This is a genomic window from Streptomyces sp. NPDC001270, from assembly GCF_042896695.1.
GTDB lineage: Bacteria > Actinomycetota > Actinomycetes > Streptomycetales > Streptomycetaceae > Streptomyces.
This window is the reverse complement of the sequence record NZ_JBIAXM010000008.1, coordinates 192,190-212,884: the sequence shown is the minus strand read 5'-3', so window position 1 is coordinate 212,884 and position 20,695 is coordinate 192,190. Positions and strand designations below refer to the sequence as shown.

Below are 20,695 nucleotides of genomic sequence, written 5' to 3'. Positions count from 1 at the left end.
GTGGCGGCGGTGGCGTTGTCCTACGAGCGCGCCCGGTCGGCGAGCCGGCCCGGCAGGGTGCCGCCGTCGAACCGGCCGCCCACGACGACGGCATCGTCGGCGGCCGAGGTCCCGGCGGACCGCGCGGCGCTCGTGGCGGACATGGGCGCGGTGCCGGCGTGGAGGGAACCGCCGCGGTCCTCGTGGTCCTCGCGGAGCAGGAGGGCGCCGATGACGATCGCCGCGACCAGAACGGCTCCGGCGGCGATCAGCGCGACCGCCTCGGCCCGCCCGGAGTTCGGTTCCGGCACCGGCGGCGCCACGTCCGCCCCCGGCGCCCGGCGGTGCTCCGTCCAGGCGCCGCCGTCCCACCAGCGCTCCAGCCGGGGAGCGTTCGGATCGGGGTACCAGCCCGGCGGCGTCATGCTCATCACGGCACTGTAGGCCGGACGCCGCGGCCCGGTACACGGCGCCCGGCCCGGAGGGAACGGCCGGGCGCCGTCCGGGGACACCCGGAGCCGGCAACGGCGGGCGGTCCGGCCACGAGGGCGTCCGCACGGGCCTCTAGAGGGGCGTGACGTACGCGCCCGAGATGCCGCCGTCCACCAGGAAGTCGCTGGCGTTGACGAAGGAGGAGTCGTCGCTGGCGAGGAAGGCGACGGCGGCGGCGATCTCCTCGGCCTCGGCGAACCGGCCGGCCGGGATGTGCACCAGGCGGCGGGCGGCCCGTTCAGGGTCCTTGGCGAACAGCTCCCGCAGCAGCGGGGTGTTGACCGGACCCGGGCACAGCGCGTTGACCCGGATGCCCTCCCGGGCGAACTGCACACCCAGTTCGCGGGACATGGCGAGCACCCCGCCCTTGGAGGCGGTGTAGGAGATCTGGGAGGTCGCGGCGCCCATACGGGCCACGAAGGAGGCCGTGTTGATGATGGAGCCCCGGCCCTGGCGGCGCATGTAGGGGATGGCGGCCTTGCAGCACAGGTAGACGGAGGTGAGGTTGACCTCCTGGACGCGCTTCCACGCCTCCAGGCCGGTCTCCAGGATGGAGTCGTCGTCGGGCGGGGAGATGCCCGCGTTGTTGAAGGCGACGTCGACGCTGCCGTAGGTGTCGTAGGCCGTCGCGAACAGCGCCTCGACCTGCTCGGGGCCGGTGACGTCGACCTTCACGAACAGCCCGCCGACCTCGTCGGCGGCGGCCTTGCCGCGGGTCTCGTCGATGTCGGCGCAGACGACGTGGGCGCCCTCGGAGGCGAGGCGGCGGGCGGAGGCGAGGCCGATGCCGCTGCCCGCTCCGGTGACGACGGCGGTCCGGCCGGCCAGCCGGCGGCAGATGATCTCAGGGTTCTCGGACGTTCCAGCGGTCACTGTGCGGGGCCCTCCGTGCTGATGAAGACGTTCTTGGTCTCGGTGAAGGCGGACAGGGCGTCCGGTCCCAGCTCGCGGCCGAGACCGGACTGTTTGAAGCCGCCGAACGGGGTCCAGTAGCGGACACTGGAGTGGGAGTTGACGGACAGGTTCCCGGCCCGCACGGCCCGCGAGACCCGCAGGGCACGGCCGAGGTCCCGGGTCCACAGGGAACCGGCCAGGCCGTACGGGGTGTCGTTGGCGAGCCGGACGGCGTCGGCCTCGTCGGTGAACGGCAGCAGGACGGCGACCGGGCCGAAGATCTCCTCGCGGGCGGCGGGCGAGTCGGGCCGCTCCCCGGTGAGCACCGTCGGCGCGAACCAGTAGCCGGGTCCCTCGGGCGCGGTGCCGCGCAGGGCGGGGGCGCCGTCGGGGACGAAGGACCGCACCCGGTCGCGTTGCCGGGCCGAGATCAGCGGGCCCATCCGGGTCTTCGGGTCGGCCGGGTCGCCCACCACGACGGCCGCGAGCGCGTCCGCCAGCACCTCGCGGACCTGGTCGTACACCGGCTCCTGCACCAGGATCCGGGTGCGGGCGCAGCAGTCCTGGCCGGAGTTGTCGAGGAAGGAGAACGGGTCGACGGCAGCCTCGACGTCGGCGTCGGCGAAGACGATGTTGGGGCTCTTGCCGCCGAGTTCGAGGGTGACCGGTTTGACCAGGCGGGCGCACCGGGTCATGACCTCGCGGCCGGTGCGGGTGGAGCCGGTGAACACGATCTTGGCCACGTCCGGGTGGTCGACGAGCGCGCGGCCGGCGATGCGGCCGTGTCCGGGCAGCACCTGGAAGAGATGCTCGGGCAGGCCCGCCGCCAGGCCGAGTTCGGCGAGGCGGAGCGCGGTGAGCGGGGTGGTCTCGGCGGGTTTGAGGACGACGGCGTTGCCCGCGGCGAGGGCGGGGAAGGAGCCCCAGGCGGCGATGGGCATCGGGAAGTTCCAGGGCGCGATGACCCCGACCACGCCCAGCGGCTCCTGGAAGGTGACGTCCCAGCCGCCGGGTACGGGGATCTGCTTGCCGAGGAGGCGTTCGGCGCCGCCTGCCGCGTACAGCAGCAGGTCGCGGGCGTTGCCCGCCTCCCAGCGGGCGTTGCCGAGCAGGTGCCCGGCCTCGCGGACCTCCAGCTGCGCCAACTCCTCGGTGTGGGCGTCGACTTCGTCGGCGAAGCGGCGCAGCAGCCGGGCCCGGTCGGCGGGCGCGAGGGCGGCCCAGCGGGTCTGCGCCGCCGTGGCGCGTACGACGGCGGCGTCGATGTCGGCGGCGGTGGCGGCCGGGACCGTGGCGACGACCTCTTCGGTGGCCGGGTCGTGCACCTGGAGCTCGGGATCGGCGAACGCCTCGGTGGCCGGCTCGCCGGGCGGCTGCGGGAACTGCTCGTCGGACAAGGCGGGCCTCACATGCGTTCGAAGGAGCGGCGCAGCTCCCAGTCGGTGACGGCGGCGTCGAAGGCGTCCAGTTCGACGCGGGCCAGGTTGTGGTAGTGCTCGACGACCTCGTCGCCGAAGGCGGCCCGGGCGATGGGGCTGGCCGCCCAGCGTGCGGCGGCCTCCCGCAGGGTGGTGGGGACGTGCTCGTACTCGGCGGTGTAGGCGTTGCCCGGGCAGGGCTCGGGCAGCTCCAGTTCCTGTTCGATGCCGTACAGTCCGGCGGCCACCAGTCCGGCGACCGCGAGGTGCGGGTTGACGTCGCCGCCGGGCAGCCGGTTCTCGAAGCGCAGGGAGCGGCCGTGGCCGACGACGCGCAGGGCGCAGGTGCGGTTGTCGTGGCCCCAGGCGACGGCGGTCGGGGCGAACGACCCGGGCTGGAACCGCTTGTAGGAGTTGATGTTGGGGGCGTAGAGGAGGGCGAAGTCGCGCAGCGCCGCCAGCTGTCCGGCCAGGAAGTGCCGCATGACCTCGGTCATGCCCTCGGGCCCGGCCATCGCGTTGGTGCCGTCGGCGTCCGCGAGCGAGAGGTGGATGTGGCAGGAGTTGCCCTCGCGCTCGTTGTACTTGGCCATGAAGGTGATCGAGACGCCCTCCTGGGCGGCGATCTCCTTGGCGCCGGTCTTGTAGACGGCGTGCTGGTCGCAGGTGACCAGGGCCTCGTCGTAGCGGAAGGCGATCTCGTGCTGGCCGGGGTTGCACTCGCCCTTGGCCGACTCGACGGTGAGGCCGGCGCCGGCCATCTCGTTGCGCAGGCGGCGCAGCAGCGGCTCGATGCGGCCGGTGCCGAGGATGGAGTAGTCGACGTTGTACTGGTTGGCCGGGGTCAGGCCGCGGTAGCCCGTGTCCCAGGCCCGCTCGTAGGTGTCCTTGAAGACGATGAACTCCAGCTCGGTGCCGACCTGGGCGGTGTAGCCGAGCCGGGCCAGCTTCTCCAGCTGGCGGCGGAGGATCTGGCGGGGCGCGGCGACCACCGGCGAGCCGTCCGCCCAGGCGAGGTCGGCGACGACCAGCGCGGTGCCCGGGTGCCACGGGACGCGGCGCAGGGTGCTCAGGTCGGGCTGCATGGCGAAGTCGCCGTAGCCGCGGTCCCAGGAGGACATGGCGTAGCCGTCGACGGTGTTCATCTCGGTGTCCACGGCGAGCAGGTAGTTGCAGCCCTCGGTGCCGTGCTGGAGGACCTCGTCGAGGAAGAAGCGGGCGGCGAACCGCTTGCCCTGGAGCCGCCCTTGCATGTCGGGGAAGGCCAGGACGACAGTGTCGATCTCACCGCCCGCGACGAGGGCGTGCAGTTCCTCGACGGCGAGCGGGGCTGTGCGGTCTGCCACGGGAGAGCCTCCTTCGGCTTCTTCGGCGGGCCGGTAGCCATAAGGTATTGGTGAGAACCATTGGTTGGGAAGGGGGCGCGGCCGTATGGCGCGGGACATGCGGCGGGGGACGCCGGACGACCGGCTCGCGCCGGTGCTGCGGCCAGTGCGGGCGGGCAACGGCTTCGAAGAGGCGTTGGAGCAGATCCTCCAGGTCGTACGGCTGGGTCTGGTGCCGGGCGGCGAGCGGCTGCCCGCCGAGCGCGAGCTGGCGGAGCGGCTCGGGATCAGCCGGGTGACGCTGCGCGAGGTGCTGAGGGTGCTCCAGGACCAGGGCCTGGTGGAGTCCCGGCGCGGGCGCTACGGCGGCACGTTCGTGCTGCCGAGGGCCGATGCGAGCGGCGGGGCGGAGCTGCGGCGGCGCCTCGCCGGGGTCGACCTCGACGACGTGCTGCGGTTCCGGGAGGTGCTGGAGGTCGGCGCGGCCGGGCTGTGCGCGGCGCACGAGCTGTCCGACGGGCAGTCCGAGCGGCTGTGTACGGCGCTGGCCCGCACGCACGACGCGCCGCTGGCCGAGTACCGGCGGCTGGACACGCTGCTCCACCTCACCGTGGCCGAGCTGTCGGGTTCGCCGACGCTGGCCGCGCAGTACGCGGCGGTCCGGGCGACGGTCAACGACCTGCTCGACTGCATCCCGCTCCTGGTCCGCAACCTGGAGCATTCGCAGCGGCAGCACACGGCGCTGGTCGAGGCGGTCCTGGCCGGCGACGCGGACGCGGCGCGGGCGACGATGCGGGAGCACTGTGCGGGTACGGCGGCCCTGCTGCGGGGGTTCCTGGCCTGACCGCCCGCCCGGCGGGCCGTGGGACTCGTCCGGTGCGGGACTTGTCCGGCGCACGGTTCGCGACAAAGGTATGTGAGCATGCCATTGGGGCAGCGAAGGAGGGTCCATGGCGGGCAGGCCGCTGATCGGTGTCAGTACGTACCTGGAGTCCCAGGCGCGCTGGGGGGTGTGGGAGCTGGAGGCGGCGCTGCTGCCGGCCGGGTATCCGCGGCTGGTGCAGCGGGCCGGCGGGCTGGCCGCGCTGCTGCCGCCGGACGGGCCCGAGCACGCCGCGGCCGCCGTGGCGCGGCTGGACGGGCTGGTGATCGCGGGCGGCCCGGACGTCGAGCCGGTCCGCTACGGCGCCGTGCCCGGACCGCGGACCGGCCCGCCCGCCCGGGCCCGGGACGCCTGGGAACTCGCCCTGATCGAGGCCGCGTTGGCGGCGGACGTGCCGCTGCTCGGGATCTGCCGCGGCATGCAGCTGCTGAACGTCGCCCTCGGCGGCACACTCGTGCAGCACCTGGACGGGCACGCGGAGGTGCCGGGGATCTTCGGGCGGCACCCCGTCAAGCCGGTGCCCGGCACCCGGTACGCCGGCATTGTCCCGGAGGAATGCTCCGTACCCACCTACCACCACCAGGCCGTGGACCGGCTCGGCGGCGGACTCGTGGCGTCGGCGCACGCGGCCGACGGGACGGTGGAGGCGGTCGAGCCCGCGGGACCCGCCGGGTGGGTCCTGGGAGTGCAGTGGCATCCGGAGATGGGCGAGGACCTGCGGGTGATGCGGGCACTGGTGGAGGCGGCGGCCGGGCCACCGGACCACCCCGGAACGGCCGGCTGACCCTCTGCCGGAACGGCCCACCGGCACGCGTTCCCGGCGACCGGCCGGTCCCCGCTCACCCCCGCGTCAGCGACAGCAGCTCCCGTGCCGGTCCCGTCGGCCGGTGTCCCGTGCGCCACACCGCGCGCAGCTCACGGCCGAAGGACGTCTCCCGCACGGGGATGCGCACCAGGCGGCGCAGCGCCAGTTCCTCCCGTACGGCCAGTTCGCTCAGGACCGCGGGCCCGGCGCCGCCGACCGCCGCGGCCTTGACCGCCGTGGTGGAGGACAGCTCGATGAGCGGGCGGGCCAGGCCGCCCAGGGCGGCGTCCAGGACCTGACGGGTGCCCGAACCGCGTTCTCGCAGGATCAGAGGGGTGGTGGCCAGTTCGTCCGCGGCGAGCGGGCCGCGGCGGCGGGCCCAGGGGTGTGCGGGGGCGGTGACGACGATCAGGTGGTCGTGCGCGATGACAGCGGAGTCCAGGCCCGCGGGGACCGTGAGCCCTTCGACGAAGCCCAGGTCCGCCTGGTCCGCGAGCAGCCGCTCGGCCACCATCGCCGAGTTCCCGGCCAGCAGGGACACCGCCGTGTCCGGGCGCTCCGCGCGCAGGGCCAGCAGCCAGCCCGGCAGCAGGTACTCGGCGATCGTCATGCTGGCCGCCACCCGCAGCCGCGAGTCGCGGCGGTCCCGCAGCGCGTGCGCGCCCGCGTCGAAAGCCTGCGCCGCCTCCACGATCCGCCGGGCCCAGTCCGTCACCAGCACCCCGGCGTCGGTGAGCCGGGAGCCGCGCGGCGAGCGGTCCACCAGGGCCACGCCCAGCTGGCGCTCCATGGAGCGGATCCGGCTGCTGGCCGCCGGCTGGGTGACGCCCACCTCCCGGGCCGCCGCGCCGAGGCTGCCGGTACGGGCCACCGCCAGCAGCAGTTCCAACGCGCCGAGATCCGGCACCCGATGGGCCAGCGATCCCGCCCCGCGCCGCTCCTCCGCCTCGCTCATAAGACCAGCTTATGCCCTCATAGACAAGTACTCCCTGGTCGGCGGTCCTGGCGCGCGGGACGGTGGACCCATGGTCACCGCAGTCCAGCCCCTCGTCCTCCGCCGGGTTCCGGCCGTCCGCCACCTGGGCCCCAACTGGTACGCCGCCGTCATGGGCACGTCGGCGGTCGGCACCGGCGGCGCCGTGCTGCCGGGTCTCACCGACGGCCTGCGCACCGGCTGCACCGCCGTGTGGGCGCTCTCCCTGGTGCTGCTGGTGGTCGTCCTCACCGCCCGCGCCCTGCACTGGACGTACCACCGCGACCAGGCGCGGACCCACCTCCTGGACCCGGCGATCGCGCCGTTCTACGGCTGTCTGTCCATGGCGTTGCTCGCGGTCGGCGGCGGTGCCGTCACCGTCGGGCGGGGGTGGCTCGGGACGCCGGGAGCGGTGGCCCTGGACGCCGTGCTGTTCACCGTCGGCACGGCGGTCGGGCTCGTGACGGCCACGGCGGTGCCGTTCCTGCTGACCGTGCGCCACCGCACCGAGCTGGGGCAGGTGACCCCGGCGTGGCTGCTGCCGCTCGTCGCGCCCATGGTGTCCGCCGCGCTCGGCCCGCTGCTCCTGCCGTACCTGCCGCCGGGCCCGCCCCGGGAGACGCTGCTCATCGGGTGCTTCGCCCTCTTCGGGCTCAGCCTGTTCATGACCCTGCTGATGCTGTCCCTCGTCTTCGCCCGGCTGGTCCTCGCGGGCCCGCTGCCCCTCGCGCTCACCCCGACGCTGTTCCTGGTGCTGGGGCCGCTCGGGCAGTCCACCACCGCGGTGGGGCTGTTCGGGGACCGGGCGCCCGGGGTCGTACCGGCGCCGTACGACCGCGGCCTGGCCGACTTCGCCGTCCTGTACGGGATTCCGGTGATGGGGTTCGCGCTGCTGTGGCTGGCGTTCGCGACGGCGCACGTGGTGCGGGCCCGGCGGCGCGGGATGCGGTTCGCGATGACCTGGTGGGGGTTCACCTTCCCGGTGGGCACCTGCGTCACCGGCAGCGCGGCGCTGGCCCGGCACACCGGACTGGCCGCGTACGACTGGCTCACGTTCGGCCTGTACGGACTGCTGGTCGCCGTCTGGGCGGCGGCCGCCGTGGGCACGGTGCGCGGGCTGGTCAGCGGCGAACTGCTCGCAGCGCCCCGGACAGCACCCGCGGAGCCTCGGCCAGCGACGGCCCGTACCACGTCAGATGCCGTCCGCTGACCAGGGCGCAGGGCAGGCCGGGGAACGCCTCGGGGCCGTCGTCGGCCGTGAAGCGGTAGGGCTCGTCGGGCAGCACGACGAGATCGGGGGCGGCGGCCCGCAACTCGTCCAGCGGGACGCGCGGGTAGCGGTCGGGGTGCCCGGCGTACACGTTGTCCACGCCGAGCCGGGCCAGGACGTCGCCCGCGAAGGTGTCCCGGCCGAGGACCATCCACGGCCGGCGCCACACCGGCACCACCGCCCCCGCCCGCTGCCCGGGCACCGGCGGCGCCGACCAGGCGTCCTGCGCCTCGTCGAGCCACCGCGGCCGTGCCGTCGCCCCGCACGCCGTCAGCACCCGGGCCAGTTCACGGAACGCCTGCGGCACGCTGCGCACCTCGGTGACCAGCACCGTGAGGCCCGCCGCGCGCAGGGCCGCCAGATCGGGGGCGCGGTTCTCCTCCTCGTTGGCGATCACCAGGTCCGGGGCGAGGGCGACGATCCGGTCCACCTGGGGGTTCTTGGTGCCGCCGACACGGGTGACCGACAATTGCGCCGGGTGGGTGCACCAGTCGGTGGCGCCGGCCAGGGCACCGGGTACGGACTCGGCGACCGCCTCACTGAGGGAGGGTACGAGGGAGACGACCCGCATCAGCGGGGCCGGTCGTGGACGGCCTCGATGTGCTCGGCCACCGCGACCACGACGACCCGGGTGTCCGGCACCGTGGCCCGCCAGCGGTGGCGCACCCCGCCGGTGAGGTAGAGGGTGTCGCCGCGGCCCAGCCGGTAGGCGCGGCCCTCCGCCTCTATCTCCACGGCGCCGTCGGCCACGTACAGCAACTCGTCGTTGCGGTGCTGGAATTCGCGGCCCGCGTCGTGGTCGCCGGTGAACTCGGAGGCATGCAACTGGTGGTGACCGCGCACCAGCGAGCGCACCCGGGGGGTGAAGTCCGCTTCGCCGGCCTCGCCGCGCACGACATCGACGCTGCAGGCCGGGTCGGCCGCGGCGAGGAGTTCGACGGCCGTGGTGCGCAGTGCGTCGGCGACCTTTTCCAGGGAACTTGTGCTGGGGCGGGCCCGGTCGTTCTCGATCTGGCTGAGGAAGGGCACCGACAGGCCGCTGCGCTCCGCGACGACGGCGAGGGTCAGCTCCAGCGCGCGGCGCCGCCGCCGGACGGCCGCGCCCACTCGGACGGGCTGTTGTTCTTTGTGGTCGCCCATCGCTCCGGCTCCCTCCTTCGCTCGTCGTGCCGCCGTGCCGGGGACCTGCGTCGGGCCCCTTCGCCCTGATGGGTTCTCTGCACCCTACGCATGTTCGGCAAACCGTTTCATGCGGCCGTCACATCCATGTCCCGTCGGGTAGGCACGACCGTCACGGTTCGCGCCAGTGGCCGTGCGGGCCGCCGGCCGAACCGGCCGGCCGCGGGACGGTGGCGCCATGGCGACCAGCTCCCGGATTCGTGGCGCGACACTGACCCCGTCTCAGCACGGGACCGCGTCCCTCTTTTTCAATGCGCCGGCGGCCGCAAGTGTTCCCCGGCCGCGCTCCGCGTCCCGAAGGTGCGGTGGAACCGCTGGTCAGGGCGGGTGCGCCGGGCGGAATCCGGGCGGGGCCGGGTCCGGGCGGCAATCGGCCGGGCGGCGGGGCGGGCCGGTGGCCGCCGCGGAGGCGGTCGTGGCCCGCGGCCGGCCGTTCGGACTGGCCTGGGCGGGCCCGGACAGGCTCGGAGAGGATCGGGCAGGATCGTAGCGCTCTGCGGTTGGCCGGATCCTTTTCGTGGCTGGACGCACTCCCCCGACGCGGCGGCCGGCGCCGGTGTCCTCGGGGCACCGGCGCCGGCGGATTCTCGGGACACCGGCGCCTGTCGTCCTCGGGACACCGGCGCCGGCTTCTCCTCAGGACACCGGTGCCAGCTTGTCCTCAAGTCCCGGCTGGGCGTCCAGCCACTTCCGTGCGGACGCCTTCTCGTTCCCGGCGCCGCCCTGCTGGATCGCGACCTCCAGGGAGGTGAGCTGGCCCTCGGTCAGCTTGAAGTTCTTCAGCCAGCCGGAGAACTCGGGGAAGTCCTGGCTGAAGGTCTTCTTGCCCACCATGTGGATCCGCTCGCCCTGACCCCAGGCGGTCATGGGGTCCTTGAGCTTCTTCAGGTCGTACTTCCCGTACGCCCAGTGCGGCGACCACAGGGTGACCACCACCGGCTGGTGGTTCTTGATCGACCGGTCCAGCTCCGCCAGCATCGCGGACGTGCTCGACGACACCACCTGGTACTCGCCCTGGAGCCCGTACGCCTTCAGGACCTTGTTGTTCAGTGTCGCCATCTCCCCGGCGCTCGCCTCGATGCCGATGATCTTCCCGCCGAACTTCTTCCCCTGGCCCTTCAGATCGGCCAGCGAATCGATCCCCTTCACGTACGAGGGCACCGACAGCTCCAACGAGGTCGGCCCGTACCACGACCCCAGGTCCGCCAGCTGGGACCCGTACTTGTCCATGTACGCCTTGTGCGTCGTCGGCAGCCAGGAGTCCAGCTGGATGTCCATCTGGCCCTGCGCGAGGGAGCTGTAGAGCGGGCCCGGGTCGAGCTGCTTGAGGTTCGGCTTGTAGCCGCGGTCCTCCAGGATGTTGTCCCAGAGGAAGGTGCTGGCGATGGCCTCGTCCCACGGGAAGTAGCCCATGTCGACGGTCTTGCCGGCGTCCTTGCCGGGACGGGCTCCGGAGCCTGCCTCGGCCTTGCCGGAACCGGCCAGGTTCAGACCGCCGGCGACCAGCGCGAGCACGACGACACCGACGACGGCGACCGCGCCGGCCGGGCGGTAGCGCGCGAACCTGGCGCGTCCCGCCAGGGAGCCGGCCTTGGCCGCCGCGCGGCGGCCCAGCGGGGACACCCGTTCGCTCAGGGCGCCGGTCATGCGGTCGAGGTACATCGCGAGGATGACCACGGCCACCCCGCTCTCCGCCGCAAGACCCACCTTGAGCTGCGTGATCGCCGAGTAGACCTGCTCGCCGAGGCCGCCCGCGCCGGCCATGCCGCCGATGACCACCATCGACAGGCCCAGCATGATCACCTGGTTGACGCCGGCCATGATGGTCGGCAGGGCCAGCGGCAGCTGGACCCGCAGCAGGACATCGCGGGGCATGGTGCCGAACGCCTCGGCCGCCTCGACGAGTTCGCCCTCCACCTGGCGGATGCCGAGTTCGGTCATGCGGACGCCGGGCGGCATCGCGAAGATGATCGTCGCGAGCAGGCCCGGGGTCGTACCGACGCCGAAGAACATGACGCCGGGGATGAGGTAGATGAACGCCGGCATGGTCTGCATGACGTCGAGCAGCGGCCGGAGCTGGGCGCTGACGCGCCGGTTGCGCGCCGCCAGAACACCGAGCGGGACGGCGATCACGACGGTGATGACCGCGGCCACCAGCACGAGGGACAGGGTGTCCATCGCGTCGTCCCACAGCCCGAGTGCGTCGATGAGCGCGAGCCCCACGAAGGCGAGGACGCCGGGCAGCAGGCCGCGCAGCCAGGCGGCGATCACGGCGAGGATGCCGGCCATCAGCAGCGGTTCACCGCCGCCGAGGACCGTGTCGACACCGCTGTACATGCCGTCGAGTACGGCGTTGACGATGTCGAAGACCCAGGTCAGATGGGTCTGCAACCAGTCGACCGCGGTCTCCACCCAGTCGCCGAAGTGGATCCTAGGCACGGGCGGCCCCCTCTCCTCGGCGCGTGCTGCTACAGGGCTCGGGCTCGCCCTGCTGGTCGCCGAGGAAACCGACGAGGCGCTGGCGCGGGACGACTCCGACGAGCGTGCGGTCGCCGTCGACGACGGCGACCGGGTGGGTCAGGCGGGCGCTGATCGCGCACAGCTCCGAGAACGGTGTGTGCGGCGTGGCGGTCTCGCAGTCGCAGTCGGCCTCGTCGCCGCGGAGTTCGGTGTCCATGACGGCGGCGGCGGTCAGGACACGGGAGCGGTCGACGTCCTTGGTGAACGAGGCGACGTAGTCGTCGGCGGGGCGGACCAGGATCTCCTGTGCCGTGCCTATCTGGACGATCCGGCCGTCGCGCATCACGGCGATCCGGTCACCCAGGCGCATGGCCTCGTTGAGGTCGTGGGTGATGAAGACGATCGTCTTCTTCAGGCTCTGCTGGAGTTGCAGCAACTGGTCCTGCATGTCCCGGCGGATCAGCGGGTCGAGCGCGCTGAACGACTCGTCCATCAGCAGCAGGTCGGCGTCCGTGGCCAGGGCGCGGGCCAGCCCCACTCGCTGCTGCATGCCGCCGGACAGCTCGTCGGGCCAGGACTCCTCCCAGCCGGCCAGTCCGCACAGGGTGAGCGCCTCGTCGGCGCGGCGCTCGCGCTCGGCGCGGGGCAGCCCCTGCACGCTCAGGCCGTAGGCGGCGTTGTCGCGGACGCTGCGGTGCGGGAACAGCGCGAAGTGCTGGAAGACCATGCTGATCCGCTGGGAGCGCAGCGCGCGCAGCTCGCGGTCCGGCAGCGAGGTCAGGTCCTGGCCGTCGAACCTGACGCGTCCCGCGGTGGGCGCCGACAGGCCGTTCAGCATGCGCAGCAGGGTGGACTTCCCGGAACCGGACAGTCCCATCACCACGAAGATCTCACCGGGCGCCACCTGGAAGGAGGCGTCGATCACGGCTGCCGTGGTGCCGTCGGCGCGCAACTCCTCCCGCGCGGCACCCTGCCGAAGCCGTTCCACTGCCTGATCGGGTCGTCTTCCGAACACCTTGTACAGATGGTCGGCCTCAAGCCTGAATGTCACGCGCACCTCTCGTCTCAGGGGATGGGACAGACGCCGCGCCTGCCCCGGGTCAAGACGGGCAAACTTTTTTGTGATTCAGATCACACAAAGCGGGTGAGGGCCGTCGCCACCGCTCACGGGTGGGGGCGAGCGGCGCCCGGGGGTGGTTGTCGGTGCCGTACGGCATGATGCGGAGCGTGACCGGACGACTGATGCTCCTCGACACCGCCTCGCTGTACTTCCGCGCCTACTTCGGCGTGCCGGACTCCGTCAGGGCCCCGGACGGCACGCCGGTGAACGCCGTGCGCGGGCTGCTGGACTTCATCGACCGGCTGGTGAAGGACCACCGGCCCGACCGCCTGGTGGCCTGCATGGACGCCGACTGGCGGCCGAAGTGGCGGGTCGAGCTGATCCCCACCTACAAGGCGCACCGGGTCGCCGAGGAGCATGCGGCGGGCCCGGACGCGGAGGAGGTGCCGGACACGCTCTCCCCGCAGGTGCCGGTCATCGAGGACGTCCTGGACGCGCTCGGCATCGCACGGGTGGGCGTCGCCCGGTACGAGGCGGACGACGTGATCGGTACGTTCACGGCGGGGGCCGCGGGACCGGTCGACATCGTCACCGGCGACCGCGACCTGTACCAGCTGGTGGACGACGCCCGCGGGGTGCGGGTGCTGTACCCGATCAAGGGCGTGGGCACGCTCCAGCTCACGGACGAGGCCGTGCTGCGCGAGAAGTACGGCGTCGACGGCCGGGGGTACGTGGATCTGGCGCTGCTGCGGGGCGATCCCAGCGACGGGCTGCCGGGGGTGCCGGGCATCGGCGAGAAGACGGCGGCCAAGCTGCTCGCCGAGTTCGGCGACCTGGCCGGGATCATGGCGGCGGTCGACGACCCGCGGTCCCGGCTGACCCCGGCGCAGCGCAGGCGCCTGGCCGAGGCCCGCCCCTATGTCGCCGTCGCCCCGAAGGTCGTCCGGGTCGCCGCCGACGTGCCGCTCCCGGACGTCGACACGGCGCTGCCGCGCACCCCGCGCGACCCGGCGGGCCTGGACGCGCTGGCGGCGCGCTGGGGGCTGGGCGGATCGCTGCAACGGCTGCTCTCCACGCTCGCCGCGTGACGGGCACTCCGGCCCGTAGGACGATGCGACCTCTGCTCCGGCCCGTCGAACGATGTCCTCTGCTGCCACCCGTCGGGCGGCGTCCCGCGGTCCCGCCCAGTTGTTCCAGCCGTTCCAGCCCGTCGGACGGTGCCCCCGCCCGTCGGACCAGTTCCCGTCGGTCGGACAGTCGGTTCCCACCCGATGGACGGGTCCGCTCCCGCCCGATGGGCCGGTCCGCGCGCCGCCCGGCGGACCGACCGGCTCTCGCCCGGCGGACGGTGTCCCCATCCGGCGATCGATGTTTCTGTCCGCCGCAAAGGCCGTGATGCTAACTTAGGTAAACCTAAGGTCGTGTTTTGGAGGTCGCCATGGCAGAACGTCCGGCCCGTAAGCCGCGCAAGCCCCATACCGCGCAGGTCGTGCGCACCGAACGGCTGACCCCCCATATGCAGCGCGTGGTGCTCGGCGGTGCGGACCTGGCCGGCTTCGAGGCCGACACCTGCACCGACCACTATGTGAAGCTGCTGTTCCCGGCCTCGGGCGTGACCTATCCGGAGCCCTTCGACATGGAGCGGATCCGTGCGGAGTTCCCGCGCGATCAGTGGCCGGTGACCCGGACGTACACGGTGCGGGCCTGGGATCCCGCGCAGCGCGAGCTGACCCTGGACTTCGTGGTGCACGGCGATGAGGGCCTGGCCGGTCCGTGGGCGCTGCGCGTACGGCCCGGCGAGACCGTGCGGTTCATGGGCCCCGGTGGCGCCTACGCGCCCGACGCCGGCGCCGACTGGCATCTGCTGGCCGGTGACGAGAGCGCCCTGCCCGCCATCGCCCGCGCCCTGGAGACGCTGCCGGAGGGGGTCCGGACCCATGCCTTCGTCGAGATCTCCGGCCCGGAGGAGGAGCAGAAGATCGACTCCGGTGTGCCGGTCGTCTGGGTGCACCGCGGGGACCGGCCGGTCGGCGAAGCCCTGGTCGAGGCCGTGCGGGCGCTGGAGTTCCCGGCGGGCCGGGTGCACGCGTTCGTGCACGGTGAGGCGGGCTTCGTGAAGGAGCTGCGCCGGCTGCTGCGGGTCGAGTACGCGATCCCCCGCGAGGATCTCTCGATCTCCGGCTACTGGCGGCTGGGGCACAACGAGGACGGCTGGCAGGCGTCCAAGCGGGAGTGGAACGCGCGCGTCGAGGCGGAGCAGGAGGGAGCCGCCGCCGCGTGAGCCGGGCGGCACCGCGAGATGCCGCCGCGTCCCACCGGCACGGCGGCACCCCTCCGGCGCACGGCGGCCCCGCTCCCCCACCGGTCACGCCGGCTTCTTCCTGACCGGTCGCGCCCGCCGTTCGCCGTCGCCGCGCCCATGAACGGCGCCGTCGCCGCGCTCGTTACGACGCCCCTCGCCGCGCCGGCTCAGACCGACCGCTGATACGCACGGAACGTCCGTATGGACACCCACACCGCCGCCAGCGCCAGTGCCAGCAGCGCCCCGCCGCGGAGGGCGACGGCCGCCCAGTCGGGATCCGCGGACATCGCCGAACGGCCCGCCACCATGGCCCAGTCGAGCGGGTTGAAGTCGGCGACGTGCCGCATCCAGGACGGCATCTGGGACGGAGCCATGAAGGCGGAGGAAAGGAAGGTCAGCGGCAGCAGCAGGAAGGTGTTGATGCCGATGATCGACTCCCGCTCGCGCACCAGCATGCCCAGGGTGTTGGAGAGCGCCCCGAACACCGTGCCGAGCAGCACCGAGGCGAGGACCAGGACCGCGATGCCGCCGATCCCGCCCGGGTAGTCGGCGCCGCCCAGCAGTCCGAGCAGCACGATGACCACCGACTGGAACGCGGTGACCAGGCCGTTGTTGACGACGTTGCCGTTCATCAGGGCGGCCCGGCTGACCGGTGTGGTCAGGAAGCGGTCGAGGGTGCCGCGCTGGATCTCCTCCAGCGTGCCCATGCCCGCCCACATGTTGGAGCTGAGGGCGCTCATCACGACGACGCCCGGCACCAGGTAGTCCAGATACGAGGTGGTGCCGAAGCCGCCCAGTTCGACGACCTTCTTGAAGAGGTTCCCGAACAGGAACAGCCAGATCACCGGTTGGATCAGCGTGATGATCGCGTACGCGGGCTGCCGCGCGAACACCATGAGCTGACGCTGGGTCATGTACCAGGTCTGGGTGAGCGCGTTGCTCATCGCACACCTCCGGCGAGAGCGGGGGCGGCGGACTCGGAGGCGGACTCGGCATCGGCGTACCGGCGGCCCGCGTAGCGCAGGTAGACGTCGTCGAGGGAGGGGCGGGCCACCGTGGCCGAGGCGACGGCCACCCCGGCCCGTTCGAGCGCGGCCAGCAGCGCGGGCATCGCGGCGGCCCCGTCGGCGGCGCGGGCACTGACCCGGCGTCCGTCGACGAATGCCTCGTGCACGCCGGGCAGCCCGGTGAGCGCGCCGGCGAGCAGCGTACGACCGGCGTCGCCGACCGCCTCGCGCAGCTCCAGATGGACGGCGTCACCGCGGAGTTCGCCCTTGAGCCCGTCGGGGGTGCCGGTCACCACGACCCGGCCGCGGTCGACGATGGCGATGCGCTCGGCGAGCCGGTCGGCCTCCTCCAGGTAGTGCGTGGTGAGCAGGATGGTCAGGCCCTCGTCGCCGGCCAGCCGGCCGATCTCCTCCCACATCGCGGTGCGGGCCTCGGGGTCCAGGCCGGTCGTGGGCTCGTCGAGGAACAGCACCTCGGGCCGGTGCACCAGGCCGAGGGCCACGTCGAGACGGCGCCGCATGCCGCCGGAGTAGCCCTTGACCGGGCGGCGGGCCGCGTCGCTGAGCGAGAAGCGCTCCAGCAGTTCGTCGACCCGCCGGTCGAGGCCGGGCCCGCGCAGCCCGTGCAGCCGGCCCTGGAGCCGGAGGTTCTCGCGGCCCGTGGCGACGGGGTCGGCGCCGGAGTTCTGGGCGACCACACCGATCGCACGGCGCACCCGGTCCGGGTGGCGCAGCACGTCGTGCCCGGCGACGGTGGCCGTGCCCGAGTCGGGACGGGCCAGAGTGGTGAGGATCTTGACGGCGGTGGACTTCCCGGCCCCGTTCGGGCCGAGGAGGCCGAAAACGGTGCCCGGCTCGACGGTGACGTCCAGGCCGCGCAGCGCGGTGACGTCACCGGGGTAGGTCTTGATCAGCTGGCGCGCCTGCACCGCGGGCGCACGGGTGTTCATGATGGCTGCTCTCCTCATGAGCGAGTGAATGACAGCTGATCCACGTGCAGGGCGCCGGGCTATCCTGGGTGTGCCGCACCTCGATCGCCTGGAGCCGTCGCGACGGCGGAGTCAGCTCGGGGTTCGAGACCCCGGCGGGGCTGCTGCAACAGCGCTGCCGGGGTTTTCCCGGTTCTGGATCACGTCTCGGTCTCGGGTGCCTCCCAGTTGTCCAGCTCCCGGAATTCGGGCGGGATCTCACCCGTCTCGTGGAACTGCCGCCATGCCTCGACCCCGGGCAGTGAGCCCTTCCTGATCTCGTCGAGGAAGCCGCGCACCCACTCCGCCTGCGCCTCCAGCATGTGCAGTTGGTACTCGGTCTCCACCAGAAAGAGCCGGGGCAGCGTCTCGTACAGCTTGGCCAGCGCTCCGCGTCCGCTCGCCGCCTTGACCTCCAGGGCGCTGAGCCGCTCCTCCAGGAGCCGCACCACCTCGTCGGGCGGCAGGACGCCGATCAGCGACAGTACGGTCTCGAAGATCGGGAACTCCTTGACCGGGACGGCCAGCAGATCGGCCATCCACTCGGTCAGCTCCCCGCGTCCGGCATCGGTGAGGCCGTAGATGGTCCGCTCGGGGCGGTTGCCCTGCCGCTCCACGTCGGTGACCTCGACGAACCCGTGCTTCTGCAGGTTCTGCACGACCGTGTAGAGCGAGCCGTAATTGATCTTCGTGCTGGTGTCCTTGCCCTGTCGGCGCAGGGTCTGGGCGATCTCGTACGGATGCATCGGCTTCTGCCAGAGGGTCGCCAGCACGGCGAGCGCCAGCGGGTTGCTGAGTTTGCGGCGCCGCATGGCCACGACAGATCACCTCGCTTCCGAATATCCGTTGACGAACATATCGTGACTGCATCGCGAAGGTCAATACACACGATGTATCGCGTTCGGATTCTCGGCAAGGGCGCACGGAAGCAGGGCGGCCGCTCCGGCACACGCGTAGCGCCGCTGCCCGCCCGTACGCTGGGCCGTGATGAGACGCAAGACGCGGATCCCGCCCGCTCCCCTCCCCCAGCGCGACGGCGTCGACCCCGTGCGGGTGCGGCTGCCCGCCGAGGGACCCTGGGAGACGGTACGCGCGCACCTCGTGGCGCGGCTGTCCGGGGCGCCGCCCGGCGTGATCGACGGGATGCTGGCGGCGGGCCGGATCGTCGGGGCGGACGGGCGGGCGGTGGCCCCGGACGATCCGTACGTGCCCGGCATGTACGTCTGGTTCCACCGGGAACTGCCCGCCGAGGTGCCCGTGCCCTTCCCGCTGGAGGTCGTGTACCGCGACGCGCACCTCGTCGTGGCCGACAAACCGCACTTCCTCGCCACCACCCCGCGCGGCGGCCACATCACCGAGACGGCGCTGGCGCGGCTGCGCCGGGAGCTGGGCGTCCCCACGCTGTCCCCGGCGCACCGGCTGGACCGGCTGACGGCCGGTCTGGTGCTGTTCACGGTGCGGCCCGAGGAGCGCGGCGCCTACCAGTCGCTGTTCCGCGACCGGCTGGTGCGCAAGGAGTACGAGGCCGTCGCCCCGTACGATCCCTCGCTCGCCCTGCCCCGGACGGTGCGCAGCCGGATCCTGAAGGAGCGCGGGACACCGGCCGCACGGCAGATCGCGGGCGAGCCGAACGCGGTCACCCTGGTCGAACTGGCCGGTCACCGGGGGCCCGGCGGACCGGCCCGCTACCGACTGATCCCGTACACGGGGCAGACCCATCAGCTGCGGGTGCACATGAACGCCCTGGGCGTGCCGATCCTCGGCGATCCGCTGTACCCGGTGGTGCTCGACCCCGAACCGGCCGGTGACTTCCGCCGGCCGCTGCAACTGCTCGCGCGGCGGCTGGAGTTCACCGATCCGGTCACCGGGACCGAGCACCGGTTCCACAGCGGGCGGGTACTCACGGCCTGGTCCGCGTACCAGGAGTGGGCGGACCCGGGACCGGGCCGGCCGTGACCACTGCCGGCTCGGTGACCTCCACCGTTCAGGTGGCTGCCGTCGCTCCGTGAGTGCCGTCGTCAGCGCAGCGGCCTCCGCCGGCTCAGCGACCTCCGTCAGCTCACTGACCCCCGCCGGCTCACTGCCCCCTGTCGACTCGCCGACCCCCGTAGGCTCACCGACCGCCGTGGGATCGGCGGCCGAGGCGGGTCAGTGACCGCGCCACCAGCGGCGCAGCCGCTGCCAGACGCCGTGCGGGCGTCGTGGCTCGGGTGCCGCCGCGGGCCGCGGGGCCGCCGTCGGGGGCTCGACGGCCGGGACGGGCGCGGGCACCTGAGCCGGACGGCCGGTGTCGATCTGCCAGCCGGCCCGCTGCGGCGGGATGGGCGCGTGGCTCGGCTTGGCCTTCACGTCCTGCTGCGTCTTGGGGTCGAAGCGCACCGGAAGGGCCACCAGATGGCGGGAGGCGATCGACTCCTCCCACTCCAGTTCGTCCTCCTCGCAGTCCAGTTGGACGTCCGGCAGCCGCATCAGCAGCGCGTCGACACCGACGTCGGCGATGGCCCGGCCGATGTCCTGGCCCGGGCACTCGTGCGGGCCGCCGCCGAAGGCGAGGTGCGAGCGGTTGCCCTGCATGCCGGCGGTCAGGTCGGGCCGTACACGGGGGTCGATGTTCCCCGGGGCCGGCGCGAACAGCAGTCCGTCGCCCTGCCGGATGCGCTGGCCGCCCAACTCCGTGTCCTGCTTGGCGAAGTAGGCGAAGACGGTACTGAACGGCGGCTCGTCCCACAGGGACTGCTCGACCGCCTCCGGCACCGTCATCTGGCCGCCGTTGAGCTGGGCACGGAAGCCCGGCTCGGTGAGCACCATGCGCAGCGCGTTGCCGAGCAGGTTGGCGGTGGTCTCGTAGGCGGCGAACAGCACCAGGCGCAGGTGTTCCCTGACCTCGTCGTCGGTCAGCCCCGCCGGGTGGGCGATGAGATGGCTGGTGAAGTCCTCCTCCGGGCGGGCCCGGCGGCGGACGGTCAGTGCGCTGAGCGCGTCCATCACGTACTGGTGGCTGGCGATCGCGGTCTCGGAGCCCTTGAGCGCGTCACGGGCGGCCTGCACCATGCGCTCGTTGTACTCCTGGGGCATGCCGAGGATCTCGCACATCACGGCCATCGGCAGCGGCTCGGCGAACTGGGAGACCAGATCGGCCCGGCCCTGCTCGCAGAACTCGTTCACCAGGCGCTGGGTGTAGCGGCCGATGTGGCGGCGGATGCCGCGGTGGTCGATGGTCGACATCGCGCCGGTGACCGCCGCCCGCAGCCGCTGGTGCTCGTCGCCCTCGGCGTGGGAGCAGATCGGCTGCCAGGCGATGTGCGGCATCAGCGGGTGGTCGGGCTTGACCATGCCCTCAAGGAGCGGGTTCCAGATGCGGCTGTCCCGGGTGTACTGCGAGGGGGTGCGCACCATGTGCATGTTCTCGGCGTGGCCGAGGACCACCCACATCGGTACGTCGTCGTGGAGCAGCACGGGTGCCACGGGACCGTGGTTCTCCCGCAGCTTCTCGTACAGCCCGCCCAGGTCCTCCGTCCCGGGGCCGTAGAGCCGGTGCAGCCCTCCGGGACCCGGAGTGTGCGCCGGGCAGCCGGGCGGCGGGGCGGGCGCGGGATCGTCCATGCCGGTCAGGGAGTGGGGTTCAGGCGTCACAGTGGTCGCTCCGAAACTGAAGTGGGTCCGAGGTAACGGGATCGGAG

The 20,695-nt window shown here is 72.9% G+C and carries 19 protein-coding genes; 6 read left to right on the top strand and 13 right to left on the bottom strand.

Annotated elements, in window-relative coordinates; genetic code table 11:
- Positions 1-20: 20 nt before the first annotated feature.
- From ACFY2B_RS16035 to ACFY2B_RS16020, 4 genes are all read right to left on the bottom strand, one after another.
- Entirely contained in the window at positions 21-410 is a 390-nt protein-coding gene (locus tag ACFY2B_RS16035; RefSeq protein ID WP_390763732.1) for a DUF2510 domain-containing protein, read from the bottom strand.
- A 133-nt stretch (positions 411-543) separates the two neighbouring features.
- The gene (locus ACFY2B_RS16030) at positions 544-1,344 is read right to left on the bottom strand and encodes a 3-oxoacyl-ACP reductase (RefSeq protein WP_390763731.1); all 801 of its coding nucleotides are present in this window, start codon (positions 1,342-1,344) and stop codon (positions 544-546) included.
- The gene (locus ACFY2B_RS16025) at positions 1,341-2,690 is read right to left on the bottom strand and encodes an aldehyde dehydrogenase family protein (RefSeq protein WP_390763829.1); all 1,350 of its coding nucleotides are present in this window, start codon (positions 2,688-2,690) and stop codon (positions 1,341-1,343) included. Before ACFY2B_RS16025 ends, ACFY2B_RS16030 begins: the two co-directional genes overlap by 4 nt.
- An 80-nt stretch (positions 2,691-2,770) precedes the next feature.
- The gene (locus ACFY2B_RS16020; protein ID WP_390763730.1) at positions 2,771-4,129 is read right to left on the bottom strand and encodes a glutamine synthetase family protein; all 1,359 of its coding nucleotides are present in this window, start codon (positions 4,127-4,129) and stop codon (positions 2,771-2,773) included.
- An 85-nt stretch (positions 4,130-4,214) separates the two neighbouring features.
- Between ACFY2B_RS16020 and ACFY2B_RS16015 the strand changes: the two genes are divergently transcribed.
- The gene (locus ACFY2B_RS16015; protein ID WP_390763729.1) at positions 4,215-4,952 is read left to right on the top strand and encodes a FadR/GntR family transcriptional regulator; all 738 of its coding nucleotides are present in this window, start codon (positions 4,215-4,217) and stop codon (positions 4,950-4,952) included.
- A 106-nt stretch (positions 4,953-5,058) separates the two neighbouring features.
- Positions 5,059-5,775, top strand: coding sequence for a gamma-glutamyl-gamma-aminobutyrate hydrolase family protein (locus ACFY2B_RS16010; RefSeq protein WP_390763728.1), 717 nt, complete (start codon positions 5,059-5,061; stop codon positions 5,773-5,775).
- 55 nt (positions 5,776-5,830) lie between these two features.
- Here ACFY2B_RS16010 and ACFY2B_RS16005 read toward each other — a convergent pair whose 3' ends face one another.
- Complete coding sequence (locus ACFY2B_RS16005; RefSeq protein ID WP_390763727.1) at positions 5,831-6,751, bottom strand: LysR family transcriptional regulator; 921 nt, start codon at positions 6,749-6,751, stop codon at positions 5,831-5,833.
- 70 nt (positions 6,752-6,821) lie between these two features.
- Between ACFY2B_RS16005 and ACFY2B_RS16000 the strand changes: the two genes are divergently transcribed.
- Complete coding sequence (locus ACFY2B_RS16000) at positions 6,822-7,979, top strand: TDT family transporter (RefSeq protein ID WP_390763726.1); 1,158 nt, start codon at positions 6,822-6,824, stop codon at positions 7,977-7,979.
- Here ACFY2B_RS16000 and ACFY2B_RS15995 read toward each other — a convergent pair.
- The 4 genes from ACFY2B_RS15995 to ACFY2B_RS15980 form a co-directional block, all read right to left on the bottom strand.
- On the bottom strand, positions 7,891-8,610 hold the full coding sequence (locus ACFY2B_RS15995; RefSeq protein ID WP_390763725.1) for a helical backbone metal receptor: 720 nt from the start codon (positions 8,608-8,610) through the stop codon (positions 7,891-7,893). The two genes, ACFY2B_RS16000 and ACFY2B_RS15995, sit on opposite strands and share 89 nt — an antisense overlap.
- Positions 8,610-9,179 (bottom strand): helix-turn-helix domain-containing protein, encoded by a 570-nt coding sequence (locus ACFY2B_RS15990; RefSeq protein WP_390763724.1) that lies wholly within the window; start codon positions 9,177-9,179, stop codon positions 8,610-8,612. Before ACFY2B_RS15990 ends, ACFY2B_RS15995 begins: the two co-directional genes overlap by 1 nt.
- A 675-nt stretch (positions 9,180-9,854) precedes the next feature.
- The gene (locus ACFY2B_RS15985) at positions 9,855-11,657 is read right to left on the bottom strand and encodes an ABC transporter permease/substrate binding protein (RefSeq protein ID WP_390763723.1); all 1,803 of its coding nucleotides are present in this window, start codon (positions 11,655-11,657) and stop codon (positions 9,855-9,857) included.
- Complete coding sequence (locus ACFY2B_RS15980; protein ID WP_390763722.1) at positions 11,650-12,729, bottom strand: glycine betaine/L-proline ABC transporter ATP-binding protein; 1,080 nt, start codon at positions 12,727-12,729, stop codon at positions 11,650-11,652. Before ACFY2B_RS15980 ends, ACFY2B_RS15985 begins: the two co-directional genes overlap by 8 nt.
- A 167-nt stretch (positions 12,730-12,896) precedes the next feature.
- On the opposite strand from ACFY2B_RS15980, the gene ACFY2B_RS15975 reads away from it, so the two are divergent.
- Positions 12,897-13,826, top strand: a complete 930-nt coding sequence (locus ACFY2B_RS15975; RefSeq protein WP_390763828.1) for a 5'-3' exonuclease H3TH domain-containing protein — start codon at positions 12,897-12,899, stop codon at positions 13,824-13,826.
- Positions 13,827-14,176: 350 nt separating this feature from the next.
- The gene (locus tag ACFY2B_RS15970) at positions 14,177-15,019 is read left to right on the top strand and encodes a siderophore-interacting protein (protein WP_390763721.1); all 843 of its coding nucleotides are present in this window, start codon (positions 14,177-14,179) and stop codon (positions 15,017-15,019) included.
- 188 nt (positions 15,020-15,207) lie between these two features.
- Here the strand turns inward: ACFY2B_RS15970 and ACFY2B_RS15965 are convergent, their stop codons facing one another.
- From ACFY2B_RS15965 to ACFY2B_RS15955, 3 genes are all read right to left on the bottom strand, one after another.
- The gene (locus ACFY2B_RS15965) at positions 15,208-15,984 is read right to left on the bottom strand and encodes an ABC transporter permease (RefSeq protein WP_390763720.1); all 777 of its coding nucleotides are present in this window, start codon (positions 15,982-15,984) and stop codon (positions 15,208-15,210) included.
- Positions 15,981-16,997, bottom strand: a complete 1,017-nt coding sequence (locus ACFY2B_RS15960; RefSeq protein ID WP_390763719.1) for an ABC transporter ATP-binding protein — start codon at positions 16,995-16,997, stop codon at positions 15,981-15,983. The genes ACFY2B_RS15965 and ACFY2B_RS15960 overlap by 4 nt, the downstream gene beginning before the upstream one ends.
- 179 nt (positions 16,998-17,176) lie before the next feature.
- Positions 17,177-17,833 (bottom strand): PadR family transcriptional regulator, encoded by a 657-nt coding sequence (locus ACFY2B_RS15955; RefSeq protein ID WP_390763718.1) that lies wholly within the window; start codon positions 17,831-17,833, stop codon positions 17,177-17,179.
- Positions 17,834-18,002: 169 nt separating this feature from the next.
- Between ACFY2B_RS15955 and ACFY2B_RS15950 the strand changes: the two genes are divergently transcribed.
- Complete coding sequence (locus ACFY2B_RS15950; RefSeq protein WP_390763717.1) at positions 18,003-18,971, top strand: RluA family pseudouridine synthase; 969 nt, start codon at positions 18,003-18,005, stop codon at positions 18,969-18,971.
- A 192-nt stretch (positions 18,972-19,163) separates the two neighbouring features.
- Here the strand turns inward: ACFY2B_RS15950 and ACFY2B_RS15945 are convergent, their stop codons facing one another.
- The gene (locus tag ACFY2B_RS15945; protein ID WP_390763716.1) at positions 19,164-20,648 is read right to left on the bottom strand and encodes a cytochrome P450; all 1,485 of its coding nucleotides are present in this window, start codon (positions 20,646-20,648) and stop codon (positions 19,164-19,166) included.
- Between the last annotated feature and the right edge of the window lie 47 nt (positions 20,649-20,695).

Coding starts and splice junctions, on each gene's coding strand:
- ACFY2B_RS16035 (WP_390763732.1), bottom strand. CDS start 410: ATGAGCATGACGCCGCCGGGCTGGTACCCCGATCCGAACGCTCCCCGG.
- ACFY2B_RS16015 (WP_390763729.1), top strand. CDS start 4,215: ATGGCGCGGGACATGCGGCGGGGGACGCCGGACGACCGGCTCGCGCCG.
- ACFY2B_RS16010 (WP_390763728.1), top strand. CDS start 5,059: ATGGCGGGCAGGCCGCTGATCGGTGTCAGTACGTACCTGGAGTCCCAG.
- ACFY2B_RS16005 (WP_390763727.1), bottom strand. CDS start 6,751: ATGAGCGAGGCGGAGGAGCGGCGCGGGGCGGGATCGCTGGCCCATCGG.
- ACFY2B_RS16000 (WP_390763726.1), top strand. CDS start 6,822: ATGGTCACCGCAGTCCAGCCCCTCGTCCTCCGCCGGGTTCCGGCCGTC.
- ACFY2B_RS15995 (WP_390763725.1), bottom strand. CDS start 8,610: ATGCGGGTCGTCTCCCTCGTACCCTCCCTCAGTGAGGCGGTCGCCGAG.
- ACFY2B_RS15990 (WP_390763724.1), bottom strand. CDS start 9,179: ATGGGCGACCACAAAGAACAACAGCCCGTCCGAGTGGGCGCGGCCGTC.
- ACFY2B_RS15975 (WP_390763828.1), top strand. CDS start 12,897: ATGCGGAGCGTGACCGGACGACTGATGCTCCTCGACACCGCCTCGCTG.
- ACFY2B_RS15970 (WP_390763721.1), top strand. CDS start 14,177: ATGGCAGAACGTCCGGCCCGTAAGCCGCGCAAGCCCCATACCGCGCAG.
- ACFY2B_RS15965 (WP_390763720.1), bottom strand. CDS start 15,984: ATGAGCAACGCGCTCACCCAGACCTGGTACATGACCCAGCGTCAGCTC.
- ACFY2B_RS15960 (WP_390763719.1), bottom strand. CDS start 16,997: ATGAACACCCGTGCGCCCGCGGTGCAGGCGCGCCAGCTGATCAAGACC.
- ACFY2B_RS15950 (WP_390763717.1), top strand. CDS start 18,003: ATGAGACGCAAGACGCGGATCCCGCCCGCTCCCCTCCCCCAGCGCGAC.